A 24973-nucleotide genomic window follows, 5' to 3' on the forward strand; every position below is an offset into this window, starting at 1 on the left:
TTTTGCACGGGCTGGGGGGGGCGGAGTTTTAGCTCTCCATCGTGACCAGTTCTGCGCCTTCGGGCACTTGATCGCCCACCGCAAAGAACAGCTCGGCCACAGTGCCATCGGCAGGTGCCTGAATGGAGTGTTCCATTTTCATGGCCTCCATCACCAACAGCACATCGCCTTGTTTGACGATGGTGCCGGGCTCCACATTCAGGGCAATAATCTTGCCCGGCATGGGAGCGGTCAGGCGGCCACCGTGGGCTTCCTGGCTGTTGGTTCCGGCACTGGCCAGGGTGTCGACCACGGCCAGGGTCCAGTCCGAACCGGCCTGTGCAACTTGCAGATGGTCGCCATCTTGCAGCACCTGGGCGCGGTACTCGACCTGATCCAGCCACAGACGCAAGGTCAGAGTTTTAGCCAGACCAGCCCTTGCCTCGGCTTGCCAGCGCAGTGCGTGTTGGGTTTCGCCCAACGTGATCTGCCACTGGTTCTCACGACGTTGCAGCACAACTTCGTGGGCTTGCTCGCCCAGTTGCAAGGCCACTTTCTGATCGTAGTCCCCGCTCAGACGCCAGGCGTCATGTACCGCCCACGGGTCGGAGTTGGGGGCTTGCCCGCTCATACCTTGGTGAGTCAGCACGGCGCAGGCGGCGAAGGCCAGCACAGAAGCCGGAACGTCCTGATTGCTGGGGAACAGCGCATCGTGACGACGTGGGATCAGGCCCGTATCCAGATCGGCCTGGGCAAAGGCTTCATCGCCCAGCAGACGTTGCAGGAAGGTCTTGTTGGTGTGTACACCGGCCACCTGAGTGTCAGCCAGCGTGCGAATCAGGCGACGACGAGCCTGTTCACGATCAGCACCATGGGTGATGACCTTGGCGATCATGGGATCGTAGAAGGGGCTGATGACGCTGCCTTCACGCACACCGCTGTCGATACGTACATCACCGGAGGTAAAGGACGCATGGGCGGGGTACTGCAAGCTGCGCAGCGTACCGATGGAGGGCAGAAAGTCCTTATCGGGGTTTTCTGCGTAGATACGAACCTCGATGGCGTGGCCATTGATGCTCAGCTCGTCCTGTTTGGCTGGCAAAGGCTGGCCATCGGCCACACGCAACTGCCATTCGACCAGATCGTGGCCGGTAATCAGTTCGGTGACGGGGTGTTCCACCTGCAGACGGGTATTCATTTCCATGAAGTAGAAACGCCCGTCCTGCTCGGCAATAAATTCCACCGTGCCTGCGCCCACATAGTTCACGGCGCGGGCCGCTGCAATGGCGGCTTCACCCATGGCCTGGCGACGCTCGGGCGTCATGCCGGGGGCGGGAGCTTCTTCAATCACTTTCTGGTGACGGCGCTGTACCGAGCAATCGCGCTCGAACAGGTACACGTACTCACCATGTTGGTCACCAAAGACCTGGATTTCGATATGGCGTGGCTTGGTGATATAGCGTTCGATCAGCACGCGGTCGTCGCTAAAGCTGCTTGCGGCTTCGCGCTGGCAAGAGCGCAAGGCTTCCAGGAACGCGCCGGACTCTTCCACAATACGCATGCCCTTGCCGCCACCGCCAGCGCTGGCCTTGATCAGCACGGGGTAGCCGATCTGGTCGGCTTGTTGGTGCAGAAAGTCGGGGTCCTGGTTGTCGCCGTGGTAGCCGGGCACCAAAGGCACACCAGCTTTTTCCATCAGGGATTTGGCGGCGGACTTGCTGCCCATGGCCGCAATGGCTTGAGCGGGTGGGCCTACAAAAATAATGCCGGCTTCTTCACAAGCGCGAGCAAAGTGCTCGTTCTCGGACAGAAAACCATAGCCAGGGTGGATCGCGTTCGCGCCAGTGGCACGAGCGGCTTCCAGAATGGCGTCGATCTTCAAGTAACTGTCGCGTGGCTCGGGGCCACCGATGCGCACGGCTTGATCACAAGCACGTACGTGCTGGGCGTCGGCGTCCGCGTCGGAGTAAACCGCAACGGTACGCAGTCCCAGGCTGCGGGCAGTGGCGGCCACCCGGCAGGCAATTTCACCGCGATTGGCTATCAGCAGGGTCTGAAACACAGTGTCTCCTTGTCTTACATGCGGAACACGCCAAAGCGGGTGTCTTCAATAGGGGCGTTCAAGGCGGCGGACAGGCCCAGGGCCAGAACGCGCCGGGTGTCCGAAGGCTGGATGATGCCGTCATCCCACAGACGCGCAGTGGCGTAGTAGGGGTGGCCTTCATGTTCGTATTGTTCGCGGATGGGGGCCTTGAAGGCTTCTTCTTCCTCGGCGCTCCAGCTTTGGCCACGGGCTTCCAGACCATCACGGCGCACGGTGGCCAGCACGCTGGCAGCCTGCTCACCACCCATGACCGAGATACGGGCATTGGGCCAGAGGAACAGCAGTCGCGGGCTGAAGGCACGGCCACACATACCGTAGTTACCGGCACCAAAGGAGCCGCCCAGAATCACGGTGAACTTGGGTACAGCCGCGGTAGATACGGCGGTGACCAGCTTGGCGCCATGACGGGCAATCCCTTCGTTTTCGTACTTGCGGCCCACCATGAAGCCGGTGATGTTTTGCAGAAACACCAGGGGCGTCTTGCGCTGGCAGCACAGTTCGATGAAGTGCGCGCCCTTCTGGGCCGCTTCCGAGAACAGAATGCCGTTATTGGCGATGATGCCCACGGGCATGCCGTGAATATGGGCAAAGCCGGTCACCAGCGTGGTACCAAAGCGGGCCTTGAATTCATCAAAATCCGAGTCATCCACAATGCGAGCGATCACTTCGCGCACATCGTAGGGCTTGCGGGTGTCGGCAGGGATGATGCCGTTGAGCTCTTGCGGGTCGTAACGTGGCTCGCGAACTTCTTTCAGCGGCCAGGGCAGTTTTTTCTCGCGGTTCAGGCGGCCGACGCAGCGGCGTGCCAGTTCCAGTGCATGCAGATCGTTCTCGGCCAGATGGTCGGCCACGCCGGACAGACGGGTGTGCACATCGCCACCGCCCAGATCTTCAGCGCTGACTTCTTCACCTGTTGCGGCTTTCACCAGTGGCGGGCCACCCAGGAAGATGGTGCCTTGGTCGCGCACGATGATGGACTCATCGCTCATGGCCGGAACATAGGCACCGCCAGCGGTACACGAACCCATCACCACGGCGATCTGTGCAATACCCTGGGCCGACATATTGGCCTGGTTGTAGAAGATGCGGCCAAAGTGGTCACGATCCGGGAATACGTCTTCCTGGTTGGGCAGGTTGGCGCCACCCGAGTCGACCAGGTACACGCAAGGCAGATTGTTCTGTTGGGCAATTTCCTGGGCACGCAAATGCTTTTTGACGGTTAGCGGGTAATAGGTGCCGCCTTTAACCGTTGCATCGTTGCACACTACTACGCATTCAATGCCTGCAATGCGGCCAATGCCCGTGATGATGCCCGCGCCCGGTGACTCGTTGTTATACACATCCTGAGCCGCCAGGGGGGACAACTCCAGAAAAGGAGTGCCGGGGTCCAGCAGGCGCTCGACACGCTCGCGGGGCAGCAGTTTGCCGCGTCCCACATGGCGTTGCCGGGAGGATTCCGATCCGCCCAATGCGGTTGTCTGTAGCTTTTGGCGCAGATCAAGGATCAGGGCCTGCATGATCGAGGCGTTGTCCTGAAATTCTTGGGAACGCGGATTGATGCGGGATTCAATAACTGACATGGCGTGCCTGGAAAGAGAACAGAGAAAAGCCCATAAAATCAGCCGGGCCGCAGCCCGGCTGATGAGCTTGCTTTAAACCAGCTCGACGGCCAGAGCGACAGCTTCGCCACCGCCAATGCACAGCGAGGCAATACCGCGCTTGCCGCCGGTCTTGCGCAGTGCGCCGATCAGGGTAGCCAGAAGGCGAGCACCCGATGCGCCGATGGGGTGACCCAGGGCAGTGGCACCGCCGTGGATGTTGACCTTGTCGTGCGGGATGTTCAGCTCTTTCATGGCAGCCATGGTGACCACGGCAAAGGCTTCGTTGATCTCGAACAGATCGACATCGGCCACGCTCCAGCCGGTTTTATCCAGCAGTTTCTGGATAGCGGCTACCGGTGCGGTCGTGAACCAGGCGGGTTCATGGGCGTGCTGGGTGTGAGCCACAATGCGCGCCAATGGGGTTGCGCCCAGTTCTTTGGCCTTGTCTTCGGTGGTGATGACCATGGCGGCAGCACCGTCCGAGATGGACGAGGCGTTGGCAGCGGTAATCGTGCCGTCTTTCTTGAAGGCAGGACGCAGCGTAGGGATTTTCTCGGGCATGGCTTTGGCAGGGGCTTCGTCCTTGGCGATGACGATGTCGCCTTTACGGCCAGCAATGGTGACCGGGGCAATTTCCCATTCAAAGCTGCCGTCATCGCTAGCTTGGCGAGCGCGACGCAGCGATTCCAGCGCGTAAGCATCTTGCTCTTCGCGGCTGAATTCGTATTTGCTGGCGCAATCTTCAGCGAACACACCCATGGCGGTGCCACGGCTGTACGCATCTTCCAGACCGTCCATGGCCATGTGGTCATACACAGTGGAGTGACCGTAGCGGTAGCCTTCGCGGCCCTTGAGCAGCAGGTAAGGGGCATTGCTCATGCTTTCCTGACCGCCTGCCACCACCACATCGACGCTACCCGCTTTGAGCAGGTCGTGGGCAAACATGGCGGCTTTCAGACCCGAACCACATACTTTATGAATGGTGGTGCATGCCACACCCTGGGGCAGACCGGCACCCAATGCGGCCTGGCGAGCGGGCGCCTGGCCCTGACCGGCTTGCAGCACGTTACCCATGATCACTTCGTCGACCTTGTCGGCCTGAATGCCGGAGCGCTCCATCGCCGCCTTGATGGCGACGGCGCCCAGTTCGTGGGCGGCCAGATCAGACAGGCTACCCATCATGCCGCCCATAGGCGTACGGGCGATCGAGACGATGACAACGGAATTAGTCATGAAAGACTCCTGGTTGCAAAGAGGAGACCGGCGCGCGTTTGGCGAACTCATGCAACTGCCGATCTTTGTTATACGGAAAAATATTTTCGATCCGACCTTGCGTCACTCGCAAGCGGCACTGAGTCCACCATTCAGGCTCCAGCAGTTCTGCGTGGTGGGCCATGAAGGCTTTGCGGATGCGCGGGTCGGTCAATAGAAAGTAGCCGAATTCTTCGGGAAATACATCGTTCGGGCCGATGGGATACCAGGGCTCGCTGGCCATTTCGGCCTCTTCATTGGGCGCAGGCGGGATAACGCGGAAATTCATCTCGCGCATGTGCTGGATTTCGTCGTAGTCATAGAAGACGACGCGGCCCAGACGGGTCACCCCAAAGTTCTTGAACAGCATGTCGCCGGGGAAGATGTCGGCGGCGGCCAGTTCCCGGATGGCCTTGCCGTACTGCTCCACGGCGGCATTCAGGGCGGGGTCGCTGGCTTTGTTCAGATACAGGTTCAGCGGGGTCATGCGCCGTTCAATGTAGACGTGGCGCAGCAAGATGGTGTCTTCGGACTCCTCCAGCAGGCTAGGCACTTCGCGGCGCAATTCTTCCAGCAAAGCCGGAGAAAAACGGTCTTTGGGCAAGGCAACCTGAGCGTAGTCCCAGGTGTCCGCCATGCGCCCGACGCGGTCGTGCTTTTTAACAAGCTGGTATTTGCTGCGTACCGTGGCGTGGTCCATGCCCTGCTTTTGAATGCGGTCACGAATCAGCTTGAACACATAGGGATAGGACGGCAGGGTGAATACTGTCATCACCATACCGGCAATACCGGGTGCCAGATCAAAGTGATCGTGCGAGTGCGACAGGTGATGCAGAAAGTCGCGGTAGAACAGGGTCTTGCCTTGCTTTTGCAGACCGATGGCGGTGTACAGCTCGGCCTTGGGTTTGCGGGGCAGCAGGCTGGACAGGAAGTCCACATAAGCCGACGGCGCTTCCATATCGACCAGAAAATAGGCGCGGGTAAAGCTGAACAGCGTGGACAGGTCGTCCGTGGTGTGCAGCAAGGCGTCTATATACAAGTGTCCTGAGGGGCGATGCAGGATGGCAATCGAGAACGGCAGCACTTCACCCTGATTGATCAGGCGGCCCACGACGTAAGCCCCCTTGTTGCGGAAAAACAGGGAGTTCAGCACCTGAATCTGGCAATCCGAGCCGATGCGCGAGCCATAGCCTCGTGGCAGACGGCGGCACAGTTGGCGCACGGCCATGCGGGCCAGCGTACGCACATCGCGTGGCAAATCGGCAAAGGGAGCGGCCAGACCGAAGTCGGCCAGCATATTGGTCAGGCTGGCTTCCAGACCTTCTTCGGTGGGGTAATAGACCCGATACGAAGGCAGTGCGCCATCCAGATAGTCTGTGGCAACCGCAGGACGTACAAAAATGAATTCGTTGCGGAAGTAGTGCCGGTGCAGCACGCGGCAGGAGACGGAATTAAAGAAGGTCTCCGCACATTCTGGCTGACGGTGGCCCGAGAGCAGACGTACAAATTCAGCCTTGGCCTGCAACCAGAGCTGTTGCTGGGCATCGTCCAGATGCGCCGGGCTGGCCGGATCGGGCTGATGCAAGCGCAGCGTCTGGCTGAGCATGGATGCGCATTCGCGCACCCGTGTGGCGTAGTACTCGATACGTTCGCGCGATAGCTGCTGAATACCATGCCAGTCGCCCGATTCGTATAAAGACTTGGCGCGCTGGGCGCTGTAGCGAAACAGCGCATAGTGGCGATTAAAGCCGTCCAGCATGGCCTGGGCCACCTGGACAGCCGTCAAACCCGGTTTGTGAACCGGTGTAATGACCGTGGTTTCGCCAAAATCAGGGTTAGACATGCCTCTGCCTTTTTAGGCGGTTTCGGCGAACAGTTCGCGGCCGATCAGCATGCGGCGGATTTCACTGGTGCCCGCGCCGATCTCGTACAGCTTGGCATCGCGCCACAGGCGGCCTGTGGGGAACTCGTTGATGTAGCCGTTACCACCCAGAATCTGGATGCCTTCACCGGCCATCCAGGTGGCTTTTTCAGCGCTGTACAAGATAGCGGCTGCGCAGTCTTTACGCACGGAACGCACGTGGCCTGCACCCAGACGATCCAGGTTCTTGCCCACGGCATAGCACAGGGCACGGCTGGCTTGCAGGGTGGTGTACATATCGGCCACCTTGCCTTGAATCAACTGGAATTCGCCAATGGCCTGGCCGAACTGCTTGCGGTCGTGGATGTAAGGGACAACCACATCCATGACGGCTTGCATGATGCCCAGTGGGCCACCGGCCAGCACGGCACGTTCGTAATCCAGGCCGGACATCAGCACTTTGACGCCACCATTGAGTTGGCCCAGCACGTTTTCCTCAGGCACTTCACAGTCCTGGAATACCAGCTCGCCTGTGTGGCTGCCGCGCATGCCTAACTTGTCCAGCTTTTGGGCGACGGAAAAACCGGGGAAATCTTTTTCGATCAGGAAGGCGGTAATGCCGCGCGAACCAGCTTGTGGGTCGGTCTTGGCGTACACCACCAGGGTGTCAGCGTCCGGGCCGTTGGTAATCCACATTTTGGAGCCGTTCAGCACATAGCGATCGCCCTTCTTTTCGGCGCGCAACTTCATGCTGACCACGTCAGAACCGGCGCCCGGCTCGCTCATGGCCAAAGCACCAATGTGCTCGCCGCTGATCAGCTTGGGCAGGTATTTTTGTTTTTGCGCTTCGGTGCCGTTGCGGTTGATCTGGTTCACACACAGATTGGAGTGGGCACCGTAGGACAGGGCCACCGAGGCGCTGGCACGCGAGACTTCTTCCATGGCGATCATGTGCGCCAGGTAACCCAGGTTGGCACCACCGTATTCTTCGCTAACGGTCATGCCCAGCAAACCCATCTCACCGAATTTCTTCCACAAGTGCATGGGGAACTGGTCGTCGTGATCCAACTGAGCCGCTAAGGGGGCAATTTCGGCCTGGGAGAAGTCGGCGACAGCGTCGCGCAGCATGTCCAGGTCGGAGCCAAGATCGAAATTCAGGCCGGGCAGGCTCATGAGACACTCCGTGGAAATAAATGGGTTGTGGAATTGTATTTATATTACGTTTACGTAAACGTCATATATATGGGTTTTCCCTTATCGGGCTTCGGTTTTCAGTTGTTCGCTCATGTTGTGACAGATGTCGAGCTGGTCCTGGATTTCCTGCAAGGTCTGATCCAGGTCCTGTCGCTGACGCTCCAGGCGCAGGCGATGCTCGTTCAGAACCTCCTGATAGTGCTTAAGCTGGGAGGCCGTGTCCATCGGGGATTCATACATATTGATCAGCCGCAGAATCTCCGATAACTGCAGCCCCAGCCTTTTGCCACGCAGGGCCAGCTTCAGGCGTGCGCGATCGCGGGGCTGATAAATGCGCTGAGTACCTTGGCGCAGCGGGCTCAAAATTCCTTGATCTTCATAGAAGCGCAGGGTGCGGGGCGTGATGCCAAACTCGTGCGCCAGATCCGATATTGTCCAGGTTGTCGTTGTCATTTTTAGTGTGATTTACGTAAACGTAAACTATCATGCCATAGAGCCGGGGTGCGAACTAGGGCCTTTTAGTATGGTCTGCCCTTACGCCCGACAAGAGCCATTCTTTGGAGCGAGCATGAATCCTAACGAACAAAAATTGAATTATCCCTGGGCAGATACCCTGCCCCCAGCGGGCGGCAGCCTGGAAGTCGCGCCGGGGGTGCGCTGGCTGCGCATGCCTTTGCCCTTTGCGCTGGATCACATCAATTTGTGGCTATTGCGCGACCAAATCGATGGGCGCGATGGCTGGACGATTGTGGACTGTGGTGTCGCTCGCCCCGAAGTGCGCGAGCTGTGGGAACAGGTTTTTCAGAATGAGCTGGACGGTTTGCCGGTGCTGCGTGTGATCGTCACGCACATGCACCCGGATCATGTTGGCTTGGCGGACTGGTTGTGCCAGCGCTGGGATGCGCCGCTGTGGATCAGCATGACCGATTACGCAACCGCCAAGCTGTGGTCCGGTGCAGGTGGACGTCAGACAGGTGCAGAAGCAGGTGGTCCCAACGGTGTCGCGGCTGAAGCGCACTTTGTTCGTCACGGTTTGCAGGATGAAAAAGCTCGCGAGCAGATTCGCAGCCGGGGCGATTACTATCCTTCGATGGTGCCTTCGGTGCCCGAGCGTTTTGTGCGTTTGATGGATGGTCAGCGCGTGGTGATTGCCGGTCGCCCCTGGCGCTTGATTGTGGGTTACGGCCATGCTCCCGAGCATATGTCCCTGTACTGCGAAGAGCTGAAAGTGCTGATCTCCGGTGACATGCTCTTGCCGCGTATCTCCACCAATATCAGCGTGTTCGATACCGAGCCTTTCGCTAATCCGCTGCCCTTGTACCTGAACTCCCTGCTGTCCTATCAGGATCTGGCCCCGGACACCCTGGTGCTGCCTTCGCACGGCAAGCCTTTCCGTGGCATGCATGAACGTATCCGTCAGCAGCAGGAGCACCACGCCGATCGTCTGGAAGAAGTCCTGGAAGCCTGCGCCCAGCCCTGTACTGCTGCGGATATTCTGCCCGTGCTGTTTCACCGCAAGCTGGACTCCCATCAGATGACCTTTGCCATGGGTGAGGCGATTGCTCACCTGCACGCCTTGTTCTTTGATGATCGTCTGCGCCGTGAAATGGGCGAGGATGGCGTGTACCGCTTCCAGCGGATTTAAGCGCTGAACCGCTTGTGCCGCCCTCTTAATAAGGGGGCGCAATATAGCGAAAAGGACTTAGACGACTGAGCATCATGGCCTGTGGTAGCGTAGAGCTTTTCTTGCTACCGCCTGCCGACACTATGAGCTCTGATCTCGCCCTGGATACCGCCCTGCAACACACTGGTCTGGCACCATTTGACCCGCATACGGATGCGGCACCGGTGGCTGTGCCCATCATGCGCACCAGCACGGTGCGCTTTCGCAATCTGGATGCTTTGGACCGGGCACAGGCGGATAAGGCCGATCCTGAAAAACGGTCGGTGACCTATGGGCGCTCCGGCATGGATACCCATGCGGCGCTGGAGCAGGTGTTCTGTCAGTTGGAGTCTGCCACCCAGGCCTTGCTGGCACCGTCGGGCATGGCCGCGATCACCCTGGGCCTGTTGGCCTTGCTGGATTCTGGCGATCACGTGCTGATTGCCGACAGTGCTTACGGCCCGGTGCGCTATCTGGAAAAAACCGTGCTGCGTCGCATGGGCATACAGGCCACGTTTTGTGCGCCCACCCCCGAGGAAATGTCCCGTCATCTGCAAGACAACACCCGCATGGTGTATGTGGAATCGCCCAGTTCTTTGCTGATGCAGATGCTGGACATGCCTGCCTTGGCCGAGTTTGGCCGCAAGCATGATTTGCTGCTGGTTACGGACAATACCTGGGGCTCGGGCTATATCTACCGCCCGCTGGAGCTGGGTTTTGATGTGTCCATTGTGGCGGGCACCAAGTACGTGGCGGGCCATTCCGACTTGATGCTGGGTGCCGTGATGTCGGCAGACCCGGCCATCAACAAGCGCTTGCACGACAACCACTATGCTCTGGGCTTTTCCATCAGTGCGGACGATGCCTGGCTGGCCTTGCGCGGTGTGCGTACCTTGCCTATCCGTATGCGCGAAAGTGCAGCCAATGCCTTGAAGGTCTGCCAGTTTCTGGATAGTCGTCCTGAAGTTACCCGTATTTATCATCCGGCCTGGCCTCAAGATCCCGGCCATGCGCTGTGGCAGCGCGACTGCACAGGCTCGAACGGCATGTTGTCGGTGCAGCTAAGGATGAGCAATGCCCAGGCGCGTGTGTTTGTAGATGCCCTGACGCTTTTTGGCATCGGCTTTTCCTGGGGCGGCTTTGAGAGCCTGGTGCAGTTGGTGGATACCGCATTTTTAAGCGGCCACAGCTATTGGAAAGAAAGCCAGGATAGCCTGGTGCGCCTGCATATCGGTCTGGAATCAACGCAGGATTTATGTGCTGACCTGACGCAGGCCTTCGAGAAAGCGGCGCGCGTTTAAGCCCCGCTATTGCTGCTTCAGGCAATGTGCAAACCCTGGCCTAAATGAGCCAGGGTAGCACTGACTTTGGGCAGCAGTTGTCGGCCTACCGGCCAGATCAGACTAAGCGGCAAACCCTCGGTATCAAGCTGCGGCAGCAGTGCTATCAGCTCGCCTTTATCCAGATGTTCCTGCACCAGCCAGGTGGCAAGCTGGGCGATACCGCCTTGCGCCAGGACGGCGGTGATCTGGGCTTCGGCATTCCCCACAATCAGCCCCCCTCTTTGCTCCTGCAATTCGCTCAGGCCATTGTCGTGCAGGATGCTCCAGGGGCTGGTGCTGCCGTCTGCGCGGCCATACAGCACCTTATTGTGCTCCTCCAGATCGGCCAGTGTGGCGGGTGCCCCAGCATGGCTCAGGTAGGCGGGAGAGGCACAAAAAATCAGGCGTTCGCGCCCCAGGTGCTGATAACCCAGATTGGGCGAGTCCGGTGCGGGACCGCCGATGCGCACGGCCAGATCTATTCCTTCTTCGACGACATCTACAAAGCGGTCTGATAAAGACAAATGCATATCCAGCAAAGGGTATTGCTGGCGTAGTTGCAGCAGTAAAGGCCAAACCTTCAGGCGTCCGAAGGTAGCGGGCGCGTCGATACGCAACTTGCCCAGTGGTGCCTCGTGGCGCGAGGCCAGGGACTGCTCTGCCTGTTCAAGCTCTGACAAGACCCGTACACAACTGTGATAGAAGGCGGTACCGGCATCGGTCAGGGCCAGCCGTCGCGTGCTGCGTTCCAATAATCGTGCGCCCAGACGATCTTCCAGACGCGCCACGCTTTTACTGATGGCGGACCCACTCAGGTTCAGCACCACACCAGCGGCGGTAAAACTGCCTGCATCAACGCTAGCGACAAAGGCAGCAATGCCTTTCAGGCGTTCTGAGGGGATCATAGTTGGCCTATTGGGGAATTTATTTCTCTAATAAGCTGAAAATTTACCAGAGATAAGATTGGTTTGCTTGAATAGACTTGGGCTTTCTAGATTTCTGGAAGTTCATGATGTCTACCCTGGCTCACTCGAACCGGCCTGCGCATGCTGGCAGCGTCTTCGCGGCAGCGATTTTGGCAGCCGCCGCTTTTGTCATTGTCACTACCGAGTATTTGATTGTGGGCCTCTTGCCCGCTCTGTCGCGGGACTTGGGCATATCCATCTCTTTAGCCGGTCAGTTGCTGACCTTGTTTGCTTTTACCGTGATGCTGTTTGGGCCACCGCTGACCGCCATGCTGGCGCATGTGAATCGCAAGCCCTTGTTCATCACTATCTTGTTGTTGTTTGCCGGGGCCAATACCTTGGCCGCCCTGGCTCCCAATATCTGGGTGTTGGCCTTGGCAAGATTCCTGCCTGCACTGGCTTTGCCCGTGTTCTGGGGCATGGCCAGTGAAACAGCCGGGCGTCTGGCAGGACCGCAGGCAGCGGGCCGGGCGGTGTCACAGGTCTACCTGGGCATTTCGGCCGCCCTGCTGTTCGGGATTCCTTTGGGAACCTTGGCTGCCGATACGATGGGCTGGCGCGGGGCATTTTGGATGCTGGCGGCTTTGTCTTTATTGATGGCCGTGTCTTTGGCGCTATGGATGCCTGCTGTGCCGGGGACCGCGCGGGTAAGTCTGTCGCAGCAAGCTCGTTTGCTGCGTGATGGCCGAGTCATGGCACACGTAGCGTTGTCGGTTTTGGTCTTTAGCGCCATGTTCACGGCCTATACCTATTTGGCGGATGTCTTGGAGCGCGTCATGCAAGTGCCTGCGGCCTGGGTGGGCTGGTGTCTGATGGGCTTTGGTGCGGTGGGTTTGGTGGGCAATTATTGGGGCGGTCGACTGGTGGATCGCAATGCTTTGCGTAGCACCGCCTTATTTGCTGTTTTGTTGGGTATCGCCATGAGCATTGCGGTGCTGGGCGCTTCGTCGCTGTTTATCTGGATACCTGCCCTGGCACTGTGGGGACTGGCGTATACCGCCCTGTTTCCTGTGTGTCAGGTACGCGTCATGCAGACGGCCCCGCAGGCTGAAGCCTTGGCGGGCACCTTGAATGTGGCGGCGGCCAATGCGGGCACGGGGCTGGGTGCGATGTTGGGTGGGGCGATGATTGCCCACAGTGGTTTGCTGACTGCTGTCTTGACGGCGGTGGTCTTGGCGCTGTTGAGCGGTGTTCTGGCTATGGGGTGGCGGCGATTACGCGCTAGATGCAGGAACCTTCGTTTTTGATGGTTTGCCAGACCGAATGGCAGTCATTGCCAAGCAGAAACAAACAACAAGCCCGGAAACGACAAGGGCCCTCAAAACCGGAATGAATCCAGTCTTGAGGGCCCTTGGCTGTATAGCTCAGCCAGACCGCTAATTAGCGATTGGTGACCATTTTCACCAGTTCTTGAGCCTTGGTGATGCTTTCGTCGTAGCCATTGGCCAAGGCAGGCGAAGTCACGAACTTGCCACCCACGGCCAGGCTAGGAGTGCCCTGGATCTGGTAGGTATTGGACAGTTCGTTGGCCTTGTTGGCTTTGGTCTGTACGCCAAAAGAGTTGAAGGTCTGCTCGAAGCGGGCCTTGTCTACGCCTTGCTGGGCTGCCCAGGCCGTGATGGTCTTGGCATCAAAAATGCGTTCGCGTTTTTGGTGAATCGCTTCAAACACCTTGGGATGCAGGTCCAGACGGTCCATGGCTTCCAGGGTGTAGTACAGCTTTTGCAGGTCGGTCATACCGGCATTGAAGGCGACCGGCACACGGCGCAGCACGACATTGTCGGGCAGGCTCTTGGCCCAGGCTTCGACCTTGGGTTCCAGAATGGCGCAGTGTGGGCAGCTATAGGAGAAGAACTCCAGCACTTCGGTTTTACCGACGCTGTCCGAGGGCTGAGCCGCAGGCAGGGTGACGTAGCCTTGGTCGGCTTGTTGAGCCAGCGCGCTGGTGGCGGGCAACAAAGTCGCCCCAGCCAACAGACTGGCACCGACCAGGGATCGTACAAACAATGCGTTCAGCTTCATGAATCAATTTCCTTAAGGGGGAAGATGAGGTCTATGACCTGTGCAATGGCGGAAAAGTTCACCTTCGGGCTGCCTTTGGCACAAATTGCTTAGGGCCGTACCACCGATGTATCAATTTTTTCCTCGGCCAGACGGCTGCGAGCCCGGTTCATTTCGTCTATGCCCTTGAAAGGGCCCATGCGCACCCGGTTTACGGTACTGCCGTTGACCTGAGCGCTTTGCACCGATGCGTCAAAGCCCAACATCAGCAAGCGTGCCTTCATGGCTTCTGCATCCGCATTGTTGCGGAACGCACCTGCTTGCAGGTAGTAGGGGGTGGACGTGGCTGGCTTTGCAGCAGCCGGGGGCGCGGCAGGAGCCGGTGTGGCCGGTTTGCTGGCGGCCGGTGCCTGAGTGCTTGGGGCAGCAGGCGGGCTGGCAGGAGTCGTAACGGCCGGCGCTGCTGGAGCCGTATTTCGCGTCTCTGGCAGGCGTGCCGTTTCTGTGCCCATCGATGGCAAGGTGGCAATCAGGTCACCCAGGGCATCAGGAGCAGCAGGCTTGGGAATACTGGGCAAATTGGCAGGAGGCAAGGTCAGGCCGGGAATGGCGTCGATGGCGGGGGGCGGAGTCTGCCCCGCCGAACTGCCATACAGGTCCCGGTTCGGGTCCAGCAAATCCCGCCCTTCGGGCAAGTCAACGGTGGGCTTGTCCCGGCTGGCCTTGTCCACAAAGGGCATGGGCACTTTGGTGACAAACAGGGCAACGGCTACTGCCGCGCCCAGGCCCAGAATCAGGCCAATCAGAATGCCGGTATAAGTACCGCCGGAACTACTGGATTTTTTACGTGCTCTTGCCATATCTGCCTATGGATTTACATGCGGTCGGGTGCGGATACACCCAACAGGCTCAGACCATTGCGGATGACCTGGGCGCAGGCCTGAGCCAGACGCAGACGGGCCAGACGCAAGGCGGTGTCGTCTACCGACACGCGCTCGGCGTTGTACCAGGAATGGAAGTCCGAGGCGCAGTCGCGCAGCCAGAAGGCAATGTGGTGGGGAGCCAGCTCGCGAGCGGACTGGGCCAGCACATCGGGGTATTCGGACAGACGCTGCATCAGGGCGATTTCAGTGGGGGCGGTCAAGGGCGAGATGTCGGCCTGAGGCACCTGGTCCAGCAGCTCGGCCGACTGGTTCACCACGGAGTTAATGCGGGCGTGAGCGTACTGGATGTAGTAAACCGGGTTCTCTTCGCTCTTGGACAGAGCCAGGTCGATATCGAATACGAATTCGGAGTCGGCACGGCGCTGAATCAGGAAAAAGCGCACAGCGTCCTGGCCTACCCATTCGATCAGGTCGCGCAAGGTGACGTAGCTGCCTGCGCGCTTGGAGATTTTCACTTCCTGGCCATTGCGCATGACTTTGACCATCTTGTGCAGGATGTAGGCCGGGAATTCCTTGGGAATACCCAGACCCAGACCTTGCAGGCCAGCGCGTACGCGGGCAATGGTGCCGTGGTGATCAGAGCCCTGAATGTTGATGGCGTGGTGGAAACCGCGCTCCCACTTGGCCACGTGGTAGGCCACGTCCGGCACGAAGTAGGTGTAGCCGCCTTCGGATTTGCGCATCACGCGGTCTTTGTCGTCGCCTGTGCCCAGTTCGGTAGTGCGCAGCCACAGTGCGCCGTCCAGCTCGTAGGTGTGACCGGCGTCGATCAGGGCCTGCACGGTTTTTTCAACCTTGCCGGAGGTGTACAGCGAGCTTTCCAGGTAGAAGTTGTCGAACTTCAGGCCGAAAGCCTGCAAGTCCAGATCCTGCTCGCGGCGCAGGTAGGCCACGGCAAAGCGGCGGATGTCTTCCAGATTGTCCAGATCACCACTGGCGGTCACGGACTGACCGTCGGCGGCCTGAACCGTTGCTCCGGCTTGATAGTCGCGGGCAATGTCCAGAATGTAGTCGCCCTTGTAGCCGTCGGCGGGGAACTGCTCGCTATCGGGTTCGATGCCACGTGCACGGGCATGAACGCTGGTGGTCAGGTTGTCGATCTGGTTACCGGCGTCGTTGTAGTAGAACTCGCGGGTAACGTCGTAGCCTTGGGAACTGAACACGCGGCACAGGGAGTCACCCAGCGCCGCTTGGCGGGCGTGGCCCACATGCAAGGGACCGGTCGGGTTGGCCGACACGAACTCCACCATCAGTTTTTCCTGAGTCGGAGCAACGTGGCCAAAGTTCTCGCCCTGCTCGGCAATCGTCTTCAGAACGGCCTGGTGCGTGGCGGTGGACAGACGGAAGTTGATAAAGCCCGGGCCTGCAATTTCCGCGCCTGCCAGCAAAGCGGCGGCGTTCGGATCGGCCAGGAGGGTATCAACGATTTGCTGAGCCAGCTCGCGCGGGTTGCGACCGGCTGGTTTGGCCAATTGCATGGCAATATTGCACGCAGCATCACCGTGCGCAGCCACTTTGGGGCGCTCCAGCGTGATGTTGGGTTCAGCCTCGGGCAAAATAGCGCGGACGGCAGCCTGAAGGCAGGCGATTAATTGAGATTGTTGCTCAGCAAGCATAGGAAAGGTCTGGATTGGTAGAAAGACAACTGAAGCGGGTTGTCCCCGCATCAGATGGAAGGCGCGACATTGGCCCGCCGGATAGCCCCACATGATAGCGTGATTTGACGCCAAATTCTTTTCAAGAAGCCTAGCGTTCCCATCCCAGGTGGTTCTGTAACCACGCATCGTAAGCGTCCATGTCTACCCAGCCCACCTGATTGTCGCCGCGCAGGCGCCAGTCATTGAAGCGCGTGATCAGCGTTTCCAGGGTGTTGCGTACCTCCCGTCCCAGGGCAGGATGGGAGTCCTGATACAGCAGGTCCTGACCCTGGCCGTGGTAGTCAACGCGGCGTACTCCTTGCGTGCTCAAACGTAGCCCGGGCATGCGCATATCCAGCAAGATGGGATGCCTGATGCTCAGATCAGTCTGGCCCAGTTCGGCCAGCGTCAGCCCGGCGGCCGTGGCCTGCCAATGCATCCAGGCCAGGGCCACTTTATCCAGATCGCTGATGTCGCCGTTTTCATCGGGCAAGACACCACCACCGATCTGGCTGTGAGCACCAATAAAAGGCATTTCTACCGTGTTCATGGCTTGTGCCAAGCCGCTTAGGGGAAAGAGGATACGGTGTTCATGCATCGCCACGGCATGGGCCACCCAGTTCCACGCTTCCGAGACACCCAGCCTGTATTGAGCGTTGCCCCAGCCCCCCAGCCCAAACTGAGCCACCGTATCAAACAAGCCTAAAAAGCGAGGGGTGATGCAGGCTCGGATGGCACCACGCTGTGGGTCATTCAGGACAAACCAGCCTTGCTGGGTATGGTCCAGAATACGATTGGAAAAGTCCCGTGCCAGCGCTGCTCCCCGCGAAAAACCCAATAGATCCACAGGTACAGCCGTAGGGACTGGGCCTTGTTCTTGCATGCGATTCAGGAAGTTATTCCATTGGGATTCCAGAATGCGGCCCGCTCGCCAGGCCGTCAGTGCATCCCAGTCGGTGGTCATTGGATTGCCGGGGCCATCGCTGTAGTGGACTGCCCCATCTTGATACAACTGCGACAGTTTCCAGACATTGCTATTGGTGATGGGAGCCTGTCGCGTGCCATCAAAGGCAAACAAGAGTAAGCCGGTGGGATCAATATGGCGCAAGGGCTGTTGCCGGGCATAGCCTACTGCCTGAGTTTGGGGCCAAGGACCCAGAGGGTCGGCTTCCAGATACTGCCCGTGGCTAGGTAGATACGTACGCAACAGGTTGTCATGCCAGCCCGTAGCGGACTCTGCATACTGTCCCGGCAGGCGCAGATTGAACTCCAGTGTTTCCAGCAGTATGTCAGCCTGTCCCAAGGGGTTCAGGTCGGCGGCCCAGACTGCTTGAGCCGATTGATTGCTGATCAGCCGAACCGCTCCCATCAAATCACTATGCACGTAGTACAACTGCCCTTGCCCGTCAGGCTGATACACAATCATGCCCACCGGAGTCAGTCCGGCATAGAGATACCGTCGGGACACCAGTTGGCCGGATGCTGCGGGTAAATCCAGCTCGGCCATCAATTGCTGGCCGTGAAAGAAGAAGGCCCGTTCTTGTTGATCTTGCTGACGCCAGATACGTTGGCCGAAGGCGTCGTGGCGGTACTCGGCTACCGTGGTATCGGCTGCCAGAACGCGTCGCAGTCGACGGTTGGGACCATATTCCAGGTTGAATGCACCGACTGCTGTCGCTATCCCCGTGGGTGTGCGCTGAATGGGTGCCGCTGGCTCGGGGTAGCGCGCGGCAAGTGCGCCGCTTTGCTCCCAAGCCAGCCACTGTGCCGGTTTTGTATCTCCCTGATGAAAGGCCGTCAGCCGGTTTTGCGTGTCGTAGTTCAGTCGTGAGTGACGCGTGTGGTGCAGAAGCGGGTACTCATGCAGGTCCTCCAGCACCTTGCCTTGCTCATCCAGACGGCGGGCTTGCGTCCAGGCCGGAGTGCCATCGGCATGCAAGAGCATCAAATCGACAAGCTGGCCTGTGTGATCCGCATGAGTCATCAGTTGCAAACCGTTCCCCCAGACATAACCCACTTCCTGGGCTTGAATCACTGTTTGGGAGTGTCCGTCTTGACTGATCCAGTCCAGAGACTGCAAGTGTCCCTTCGTATCCCAGCGGTAACGTAGCTGCCCTCCTTCTGGCAGCGTGTACTGCGTCAATCTTTGCTGTTCGTCATACTCGAAGCGCTCGGTCCAGCTTTGTTCGGGACTATGGCTACGTTCCAGACGACGTTCTTGCAACAAACCCGCTCGCAGTTTTAGCCATTGCGTTTCATGAGGGTGACGGATACGCAGCGCTCCGGGTCCGAGCCAGTCCAGTTCGCTGCGCTCCGTTTCATGGCCTTGCTGATGTTCAATGCGGCTCAAACGTCCTTGTTGATCGTATTGAATCTGGAGTGAGCCTTGCTCGGCATAATCGATGCGTGCCAGCTTGCCTGCCGGGTTCCAGGAACGTGTTTCGCTGCCGTGCTGTTCGCTGGCCCAAGCTTGCAGGCGTCCGTGTGCATCCAGTTCCAGTGTCAGTGGTCCCCAGCCGCCTTGTGCTTGTTGTAGCTGTGACAGCGAGCCATTGGCACGCCGCTGTGCCCGCCAAGGACCAGCCTGTAGCCAGCGTCCTTGCGGGTCATACTGCCATTCTGTGCTGTGAACCGGACAGCGTTCACATAGATGGCTGTCGAGTTTTTGCAGGCGACTCTGTCCCTGGTAATCGCGGTAATGGAAGCGGTGCCGTTCCTTGCCTAGAGACCATTCACTGAGGCCCGGCTCATAACGTGCGCTCCAATCCTGATTGAAGGCCTGAGAGCGCAAACGGCTGACTCGCCCCTGGGCGTCGTACTCCCATTCCTGTATCCGTTGAGCCGCTTGGCCTGGTGCTTGCAGGCTGCTGCCAACTAAACGATGCGCCCAAGGGGTAGGGGCTGGATGATAAAGGCGGCGCATGCCGTCCGGACGGCTGACGCTGGCCAGCCAGATTTGCTGGCCGTGCTGTTCCAGATGCAGCCGAAACGGCCCGGCTGGGGTTTCTATATTGATGGCTGTGGCTGTCGCCGTCGCTTCTTCTTCTGTTGCTGCTGCCGTTTCCGCTGCCCTCATCGCTGTTGTGATAGTGGCTAGGGGCCTGGTCTTGGTTTGGGACTGAACCTGTCTCAGAGCCTGAACTTGAGCTTGGTTTTGCCCTTGTTCTTGTCCCGACCCCTGTCCCTGCGTTTGGCTTTGCCAATCAAACACCAGCGCTTGGCCCAAATGATTACGCACAGTTTTAACCGCATACGCCTGCGAATGCGTGCCTAGAAAGCGCTCTATATCCAGCCACTGCTGGGCAGAAACACGAACATGAATTAGCCAGCCCTGCTCGTCAAAACGCAGAATCAAACCATTCGACCCCTGCCAAAACCAGCCTGCCTGCTGTGTTTGTGCCGGGGGGTATAAACGAGTTTGTCGCCCATCAGGCATGAACAAGGCATGGCCTTGCTGACGCAGTTGCAGGTCGTAGTTCAAGGCCCAGCCGGTATGCCCCAGTGTGGGGGTGGGATTGCGTCCTTGGCCATTCCAATGACGCTGCAATTGCAGCAAAGGCCAGGCTTGGCTAAGCGGCAGATCCGTGTCGCTTTGGTATTTTTGCCCGCTCAGCAAATCGACAGGATTGAGCAAACCCATATCTGGCGCAGGCTCGGCCTGTCCGCCCAAGGCGGCAGCAGGGGCGCATTGGGTCGAGGACGGGGGCAAGGGGCATTCCAGTGTGCTTTGTGACCAGACCAGGTTGGGGAAGCAGCAGCTTAGAAGCAGGATTAAGCATGGCAGAAGCGCGGCAAGCATGAAGGACTCTCCAAGACGGGGAAAATCCTGCTATCTTGCAGGGGTGTGTATCCTGAAAGTTGAGTAGGAAACACAAAGATCCATAAGGAGAAACCGTATGCTAGTCGTCTTTAAAAGCAAAGCCGCCGCCGATGTTCTGATGTTCGCCGAACATGCCATGCCTATTCTCCGGGCCGCAGGGCGCTCTTATCCAGATGGTTTGCCCGAGCGTGGCGTCTTCACGCCCGATCAGTTGTCCGAAGCTATTGGCAATATCGAACGGGCCGCAGGGCAAGATCGCGAAAACAAGAAAACGCCGCACGAAGATGAGGATCAGGAAAAAGAGCATCCGATGTCGCAAGCGGTCAGTTTCAGCCAACGCTCCTATCCCTTGCTGGATATGTTGCGTCAGGCCAATAACACCGGTGTCCCGGTCATGTGGGAACCGGCTGACAGCTCCTGGTAGTTTCGACAATGTCGGCCTGCCGACAATTTGGCAGGCCTTCTTTGCTTAAGCTCCAAAGTTGATCTATTTTTTTTCGGAGATCGTCTATGAGCGCTATGGTGCTTGTGATCTTTAGTCCTCGCCAGCACCTAGAGCTGGTCACTCCAATACAAACCATCGATCCCAATAGCGGCAAGCAATCGCGCGACTGGTTCGACAATACCTGGCAAGAGCTGGGCTGTGAGCCTTTGCGGGCCAGCGGCAAAGTGCTGTTGCTGGACAAGATTATGGGCGTGGCCGATGCCCTGGGTTATACGCTGCTGTCGCAAGACGACGAGCGCGCCCAGGAGTTCGCGCGCCATTGCTTGCAAGCGGTGGGTTCCATGCAGGTCACCGTGGACTTGCCGGGCCTGGCGGTCACGTACTGATCAGGCTCACGGCAAGAGAAAACCGGCTCTTTGGAGCCGGTTTTTTTATGTCTTTTTGAATACTGATGGGCCTGCGGAGCTGTCGACCCAGCCTGGTTCAGATTTGAACCCAGTTACACAATGCATAGGCTCAGCCCTCACGGGCTTATTACAATTCAGCAGATTCAGACGTGGTCTGAACCGGCATAGTCTGCAACCTTGTTACCCGAAGCAATATGGACCTCAAAACGCTAGAAAAACACCTTGATGCCTCGCCATTGCTGCAAGCGCATAAACAGTATTTCCTGGATTTGGCGCAGCCAGCGGTGGCTATCCATTTGGGTAAAGACAAGGGCCAGCCCTTGCAAAGCCGTTTTGGTGGTCAGCCCATGGTGCCTCCCGGTTTTACCTGGCCCGAGCATCCGGATGGTCACTATCTGTTTGTAGGCCAGATCAACTTCGCGGAGTTGCCGGAGGGGCCGGATCGCCCAGCCGATTTGCCAAGCAGCGGTCTACTGTCGCTGTTCTACGGTTTCGATGAAGATGACGCCATTTTCTGGCGTGATGAGGACTATCTCAAGGCTTACTACTGGCCAGATATCAGCGATCTTCAGGAAATCCAGGCGCCTCACCGCTGGAGCACGCGTAGCTGGGCGCTGCAGTTTGAGAACTGTATCGACATTCCGCGTCATGAGGAACTGCGTCAGGATTGGCCAGTCCCGTTTGAGGAACTCTACGATTGGTTCGACGAACTGGAAGAAAACGGTGATCTGCCTGGCGACTACCTGTTGGGCCGCCCTTCCTGGGACAGTCTGGCCTACGACCCTACGCCCAATCAGGCGGAGCATCCGAGCCAGTCTCGCTGGCGCTCCTTGCTGACCGTGCAGTCGCACGAAAAACTGCATTGGTGCTGGCAGGATGGCGCTCGTCTCATGGCCTTTATTGAAGACGATAAGTTGCGTGCCAAAGACTTCAGTCGTATTCAAGTAGATTGCGGTTAAGGGCAATCAAGCCAAGGTGGATGTTCGTGCCTATGTCGATGCCGGTTTCATTTCTTTGCTGGGTTTGCCCGTTATTGAGACGAGCCGCCGTGCTGCATCCACGAAAAACCCGCCTTGTGGGCGGGTTGCGGGCAGAGCGACGATAAGTCGGGCTGCGAAAGCGGGTCAGGCGCGGCTAGTGTGAGCCGGGCGGGCGCTTGGGTGGGATCACCACCCAAGTCGCGGTATGAAGACGGTATTAAGCCGTTGTGGTTTCAGCTTCTTGCTGGGCGATAGTGTGGCGGTTAACCGCGCTCAAGATCGCCAGGAAGGAGGAAGTCACGATGTCGGCGTGGATGCCCACACCAAAGCCCGAGGGGCTGTCACCGATACGCATTTCCACGTAAGCAGCGGCGCGGGTTTCGGCACCGGAACCAATGGCGTGCTCGTTGTAGTCCATGATCTTGATGGACAGATCCAAGGCATTCACAAAGGCAGAGATCGCGCCTTCGCCCGAACCCTTCAAGGTGCGAATCTGGCCGTCGTGCTCCACATCCACTTCTATCGTGAATTGTTGGCCGCTGTCGGCGTGAGGCTGGCTGATGATGTTGTGCTTGAGCAGCTTGTAGTGCTTTTTGCAGTTCAGGTATTCGGACTCGAAAATACCGTAAACGTCGGCAGGCGTCACTTCCTTGCCGGAAGAGTCGGTCACGCGTTGAATGGCGCGGCTGAATTCGATTTGCATGCGGCGTGGCAAGACCAGACCGTGCTCTTGTTCCAGCAAGTAGGAAACCCCGCCCTTGCCCGACTGGCTGTTGACGCGGATAACTGCATCGTAGCTGCGGCCCAGATCGGCCGGGTCGATAGGCAAGTAAGGCACTTCCCAGAGCTCGTCCGCTTTTTGCTGGGACAAGCCTTTTTTGATGGCGTCCTGATGGGAGCCGGAGAAGGCGGTAAAGACCAGATCGCCTGCGTAAGGGTGGCGTGGGTGAACGGGCAACTGGTTGCAGTACTCGGCAGTGCGACGCACTTCGTCAATGTCCGAGAAGTCCAGCTCAGGGTTCACGCCCTGGGTGTACAAGTTCAAGGCCAAGGTCACCAGGCAGACGTTACCGGTGCGCTCGCCGCTACCGAACAAGCAGCCTTCGATACGGTCTGCACCAGCCATCACGGCCAGTTCAGCGGCAGCTACAGCAGTGCCACGGTCGTTGTGCGGGTGCACGCTCAAGGTCACGTTGCTGCGCTGGTCCAGATTGTTGTGCATCCATTCGATCTGGTCGGCGTACATATTGGGCGTGGTGGCCTCAATGGTCGCGGGCAAGTTCAGGATGACGCGCTCGTCGGCGGCAGGTGCCCAGGCTTTCACCACAGCATTACACACGTCCAGAGCAAACTCAGGCTCGGTGGTGCTGAACACTTCGGGCGAGTACTCGTAGCCCCATTGGGTTTGCGGGTACTTGGCCACTTCGCTTTTGATCAGGCGAGTACCGGTCAGGGCAATTTCCTTGATCTCGTCTTTGCTCAAGTTAAAGACGATCTTGCGAAAGGCCGGTGCACATGCGTTGTACAAGTGAATGATGGCGCGCTTGGCACCCGCAGCGGCTTCGGCCGTGCGCTTGATCAAGTCTTCACGCGATTGCGTCAGGACGATGATGGTGACGTCTTCAGGGATACGGTTTTCTTCAATCAGCTTGCGAACGAAATCGAAGTCGGTCTGCGATGCGGAAGGGAAACCGACCTCGATTTCCTTGAAACCGATTTTGACGAGTTGCTCGAAAAAGCGCAGTTTGCGAGCCACGTTCATGGGCTCGATCAGGGACTGGTTGCCGTCACGCAAGTCTGTGCTCATCCAGATGGGCGCTTTGGTGATGCGCTTGGAAGGCCAGGTGCGTTCAGCGAAGTCGCGATCAAAGGCGACAAAAGGACGATACTTTTGAGAGGGGTTTTTCAGCATTGCCATGGGGATACCTGTCGGACAAAAAGTGTTGATTACTTCTTGCCGTCACCAGCGATTGCAGCATTTACGTAGGCCGGTGGCGGCACAAATGACGTAGATGTGGCTGAGTATTGGCTGCCGAACTGCCACAGGACACTAGGCCCGGCAACCGGACGCTAGTAGTAGCAGTTGGGATAGGCTGGAGGCAGGGGCCGAAGAACGGCCTTCACGCACGGAACGCGACAAGGCTGCTTCAGCGGCTGGGCTGAAACCTTGGCAGGCGTAGGAGGATTGGCGTGCGTGAGTCATGACCGTTAGTCAAACATAAAAAAAACAGGAAGGCAAGCCTTAGGTCTGTGGCTCGTGGCGTTCGTAGTCGGCTTGTAACAGGCGGCTTTGCTGCTCGGCCAGTTCCATTTTGCCAAAGCGGCCCGCACGCAATTCGCCATAGGCTCGTTGTAAATCGCCCACAGTCAAAGGACTGCGCTGGTCAGGCCAGGACCATAAAATCACTTCACGGGCTGGACGACTGAGCGATCGGGCCAGTTGGGCCACGGTTGTCTCGTCGATAATGCGTTGCTGGTTGCGTCGCATGATCGCTTGTACGAAGCCATGCAAAAGATAGGCAATAATGAGGGTTATGACGCCCACTACCGTCCACCAGAAAAACGGGTTGTATTGCTTGATCAGTGCCAGGTTTTGAATGCTCAAGGCCTGCAGGCCGGAGTAATCCAGGCCACGCCCAAAGCTGATGAGACGGTTGAGCAGGTCCCACCAGATAATGGCTACCACGATAGTGACTACGGTGCAGATAATAGTGGCCGTGGCGCACAGCTTGAACAGCGTGCTGCGAAGAGCCTGACTATCGTTGGCGGTGGGTGTCTGGGCGTTGTCAGTTTTCATGG

Annotated in this window: 20 protein-coding genes; 6 read left to right on the plus strand and 14 right to left on the minus strand. The window is 58.3% G+C overall.

Annotated features, from left to right (window positions below):
• Nucleotides 1–28: 28 nt before the first annotated feature.
• The 6 genes from JYG33_RS14235 to JYG33_RS14260 all read right to left on the minus strand — a co-directional run bounded on the left by JYG33_RS14235 (nucleotide 29) and on the right by JYG33_RS14260 (nucleotide 8443).
• Nucleotides 29–2041: an acetyl/propionyl/methylcrotonyl-CoA carboxylase subunit alpha gene (locus JYG33_RS14235; protein ID WP_207872818.1), complete on the minus strand. Its 2013-nt coding sequence runs from the start codon at nucleotides 2039–2041 to the stop codon at nucleotides 29–31.
• 14 nt (nucleotides 2042–2055) lie between these two features.
• Entirely contained in the window at nucleotides 2056–3663 is a 1608-nt protein-coding gene (locus JYG33_RS14240; protein WP_207872819.1) for a carboxyl transferase domain-containing protein, read from the minus strand.
• 72 nt (nucleotides 3664–3735) lie between these two features.
• On the minus strand, nucleotides 3736–4917 hold the full coding sequence (locus tag JYG33_RS14245; RefSeq protein ID WP_207872820.1) for an acetyl-CoA C-acyltransferase: 1182 nt from the start codon (nucleotides 4915–4917) through the stop codon (nucleotides 3736–3738).
• A complete protein-coding gene (gene aceK, locus JYG33_RS14250; RefSeq protein ID WP_207872821.1) occupies nucleotides 4910–6778 on the minus strand; it encodes a bifunctional isocitrate dehydrogenase kinase/phosphatase in 1869 nt (622 codons plus the stop codon). Before aceK ends, JYG33_RS14245 begins: the two co-directional genes overlap by 8 nt.
• Before the next feature lie 12 nt (nucleotides 6779–6790).
• A complete protein-coding gene (locus JYG33_RS14255; protein WP_207872822.1) occupies nucleotides 6791–7969 on the minus strand; it encodes an isovaleryl-CoA dehydrogenase in 1179 nt (392 codons plus the stop codon).
• Between the two features lie 81 nt (nucleotides 7970–8050).
• Nucleotides 8051–8443 carry a MerR family DNA-binding transcriptional regulator gene (locus tag JYG33_RS14260; RefSeq protein ID WP_207872823.1) on the minus strand — a complete coding sequence of 131 codons (393 nt, stop codon included), beginning with the start codon at nucleotides 8441–8443 and terminating at the stop codon, nucleotides 8051–8053.
• Nucleotides 8444–8558: 115 nt separating this feature from the next.
• Between JYG33_RS14260 and JYG33_RS14265 the strand changes: the two genes are divergently transcribed.
• Entirely contained in the window at nucleotides 8559–9635 is a 1077-nt protein-coding gene (locus JYG33_RS14265) for an MBL fold metallo-hydrolase (RefSeq protein ID WP_207872824.1), read from the plus strand.
• A gap of 122 nt (nucleotides 9636–9757) precedes the next feature.
• Nucleotides 9758–10954: a cystathionine beta-lyase gene (gene metC, locus JYG33_RS14270; protein ID WP_207872825.1), complete on the plus strand. Its 1197-nt coding sequence runs from the start codon at nucleotides 9758–9760 to the stop codon at nucleotides 10952–10954.
• 17 nt (nucleotides 10955–10971) lie between these two features.
• Here metC and JYG33_RS14275 read toward each other — a convergent pair whose 3' ends face one another.
• A complete protein-coding gene (locus tag JYG33_RS14275) occupies nucleotides 10972–11880 on the minus strand; it encodes a LysR family transcriptional regulator (RefSeq protein ID WP_207872826.1) in 909 nt (302 codons plus the stop codon).
• A gap of 107 nt (nucleotides 11881–11987) precedes the next feature.
• On the opposite strand from JYG33_RS14275, the gene JYG33_RS14280 reads away from it, so the two are divergent.
• A complete protein-coding gene (locus JYG33_RS14280) occupies nucleotides 11988–13187 on the plus strand; it encodes an MFS transporter (RefSeq protein WP_243430351.1) in 1200 nt (399 codons plus the stop codon).
• Nucleotides 13188–13320: 133 nt separating this feature from the next.
• Here JYG33_RS14280 and JYG33_RS14285 read toward each other — a convergent pair whose 3' ends face one another.
• The 4 genes from JYG33_RS14285 to JYG33_RS14300 all read right to left on the minus strand — a co-directional run bounded on the left by JYG33_RS14285 (nucleotide 13321) and on the right by JYG33_RS14300 (nucleotide 20321).
• Entirely contained in the window at nucleotides 13321–13962 is a 642-nt protein-coding gene (locus tag JYG33_RS14285) for a thiol:disulfide interchange protein DsbA/DsbL (protein ID WP_207872828.1), read from the minus strand.
• Between the two features lie 89 nt (nucleotides 13963–14051).
• Nucleotides 14052–14801, minus strand: coding sequence for an SPOR domain-containing protein (locus tag JYG33_RS14290; protein ID WP_207872829.1), 750 nt, complete (start codon nucleotides 14799–14801; stop codon nucleotides 14052–14054).
• 14 nt (nucleotides 14802–14815) lie between these two features.
• Nucleotides 14816–16501: an arginine--tRNA ligase gene (argS, locus tag JYG33_RS14295; RefSeq protein ID WP_207872830.1), complete on the minus strand. Its 1686-nt coding sequence runs from the start codon at nucleotides 16499–16501 to the stop codon at nucleotides 14816–14818.
• A gap of 130 nt (nucleotides 16502–16631) precedes the next feature.
• Nucleotides 16632–20321 carry a DUF2235 domain-containing protein gene (locus JYG33_RS14300; protein ID WP_207872831.1) on the minus strand — a complete coding sequence of 1230 codons (3690 nt, stop codon included), beginning with the start codon at nucleotides 20319–20321 and terminating at the stop codon, nucleotides 16632–16634.
• Nucleotides 20322–20418: 97 nt separating this feature from the next.
• Between JYG33_RS14300 and JYG33_RS14305 the strand changes: the two genes are divergently transcribed.
• The 3 genes from JYG33_RS14305 to JYG33_RS14315 all read left to right on the plus strand — a co-directional run bounded on the left by JYG33_RS14305 (nucleotide 20419) and on the right by JYG33_RS14315 (nucleotide 22153).
• A complete protein-coding gene (locus tag JYG33_RS14305) occupies nucleotides 20419–20766 on the plus strand; it encodes a DUF1840 domain-containing protein (protein ID WP_207872832.1) in 348 nt (115 codons plus the stop codon).
• An 86-nt stretch (nucleotides 20767–20852) separates the two neighbouring features.
• Nucleotides 20853–21173: a hypothetical protein gene (locus JYG33_RS14310; protein ID WP_207872833.1), complete on the plus strand. Its 321-nt coding sequence runs from the start codon at nucleotides 20853–20855 to the stop codon at nucleotides 21171–21173.
• 215 nt (nucleotides 21174–21388) lie between these two features.
• Nucleotides 21389–22153, plus strand: a complete 765-nt coding sequence (locus JYG33_RS14315; RefSeq protein WP_207872834.1) for a YwqG family protein — start codon at nucleotides 21389–21391, stop codon at nucleotides 22151–22153.
• Between the two features lie 238 nt (nucleotides 22154–22391).
• Here the strand turns inward: JYG33_RS14315 and leuA are convergent, their stop codons facing one another.
• The 3 genes from leuA to JYG33_RS14330 all read right to left on the minus strand — a co-directional run bounded on the left by leuA (nucleotide 22392) and on the right by JYG33_RS14330 (nucleotide 24971).
• Complete coding sequence (leuA, locus tag JYG33_RS14320) at nucleotides 22392–24086, minus strand: 2-isopropylmalate synthase (protein ID WP_207875872.1); 1695 nt, start codon at nucleotides 24084–24086, stop codon at nucleotides 22392–22394.
• Between the two features lie 138 nt (nucleotides 24087–24224).
• Nucleotides 24225–24377: a hypothetical protein gene (locus tag JYG33_RS14325; RefSeq protein ID WP_153228734.1), complete on the minus strand. Its 153-nt coding sequence runs from the start codon at nucleotides 24375–24377 to the stop codon at nucleotides 24225–24227.
• A 39-nt stretch (nucleotides 24378–24416) separates the two neighbouring features.
• On the minus strand, nucleotides 24417–24971 hold the full coding sequence (locus tag JYG33_RS14330; RefSeq protein WP_207872835.1) for a hypothetical protein: 555 nt from the start codon (nucleotides 24969–24971) through the stop codon (nucleotides 24417–24419).
• Nucleotides 24972–24973: the final 2 nt, after the last annotated feature.

It is taken from the genome of Alcaligenes sp. SORT26, from assembly GCF_017377875.1.
In the GTDB taxonomy this organism is placed as follows: Bacteria; Pseudomonadota; Gammaproteobacteria; order Burkholderiales; family Burkholderiaceae_B; genus Alcaligenes; species Alcaligenes parafaecalis.

Coding starts and splice junctions, on each gene's coding strand:
- JYG33_RS14315 (WP_207872834.1), top strand. CDS start 21,389: ATGGACCTCAAAACGCTAGAAAAACACCTTGATGCCTCGCCATTGCTG.
- argS (WP_207872830.1), bottom strand. CDS start 16,501: ATGCTTGCTGAGCAACAATCTCAATTAATCGCCTGCCTTCAGGCTGCC.
- JYG33_RS14330 (WP_207872835.1), bottom strand. CDS start 24,971: ATGAAAACTGACAACGCCCAGACACCCACCGCCAACGATAGTCAGGCT.
- JYG33_RS14305 (WP_207872832.1), top strand. CDS start 20,419: ATGCTAGTCGTCTTTAAAAGCAAAGCCGCCGCCGATGTTCTGATGTTC.
- JYG33_RS14310 (WP_207872833.1), top strand. CDS start 20,853: ATGAGCGCTATGGTGCTTGTGATCTTTAGTCCTCGCCAGCACCTAGAG.
- JYG33_RS14260 (WP_207872823.1), bottom strand. CDS start 8,443: ATGACAACGACAACCTGGACAATATCGGATCTGGCGCACGAGTTTGGC.
- JYG33_RS14300 (WP_207872831.1), bottom strand. CDS start 20,321: ATGCTTGCCGCGCTTCTGCCATGCTTAATCCTGCTTCTAAGCTGCTGC.
- JYG33_RS14240 (WP_207872819.1), bottom strand. CDS start 3,663: ATGTCAGTTATTGAATCCCGCATCAATCCGCGTTCCCAAGAATTTCAG.
- JYG33_RS14275 (WP_207872826.1), bottom strand. CDS start 11,880: ATGATCCCCTCAGAACGCCTGAAAGGCATTGCTGCCTTTGTCGCTAGC.
- aceK (WP_207872821.1), bottom strand. CDS start 6,778: ATGTCTAACCCTGATTTTGGCGAAACCACGGTCATTACACCGGTTCAC.
- JYG33_RS14265 (WP_207872824.1), top strand. CDS start 8,559: ATGAATCCTAACGAACAAAAATTGAATTATCCCTGGGCAGATACCCTG.
- JYG33_RS14285 (WP_207872828.1), bottom strand. CDS start 13,962: ATGAAGCTGAACGCATTGTTTGTACGATCCCTGGTCGGTGCCAGTCTG.
- JYG33_RS14325 (WP_153228734.1), bottom strand. CDS start 24,377: ATGACTCACGCACGCCAATCCTCCTACGCCTGCCAAGGTTTCAGCCCA.
- JYG33_RS14245 (WP_207872820.1), bottom strand. CDS start 4,917: ATGACTAATTCCGTTGTCATCGTCTCGATCGCCCGTACGCCTATGGGC.
- metC (WP_207872825.1), top strand. CDS start 9,758: ATGAGCTCTGATCTCGCCCTGGATACCGCCCTGCAACACACTGGTCTG.
- JYG33_RS14280 (WP_243430351.1), top strand. CDS start 11,988: ATGTCTACCCTGGCTCACTCGAACCGGCCTGCGCATGCTGGCAGCGTC.
- JYG33_RS14255 (WP_207872822.1), bottom strand. CDS start 7,969: ATGAGCCTGCCCGGCCTGAATTTCGATCTTGGCTCCGACCTGGACATG.
- leuA (WP_207875872.1), bottom strand. CDS start 24,086: ATGCTGAAAAACCCCTCTCAAAAGTATCGTCCTTTTGTCGCCTTTGAT.
- JYG33_RS14290 (WP_207872829.1), bottom strand. CDS start 14,801: ATGGCAAGAGCACGTAAAAAATCCAGTAGTTCCGGCGGTACTTATACC.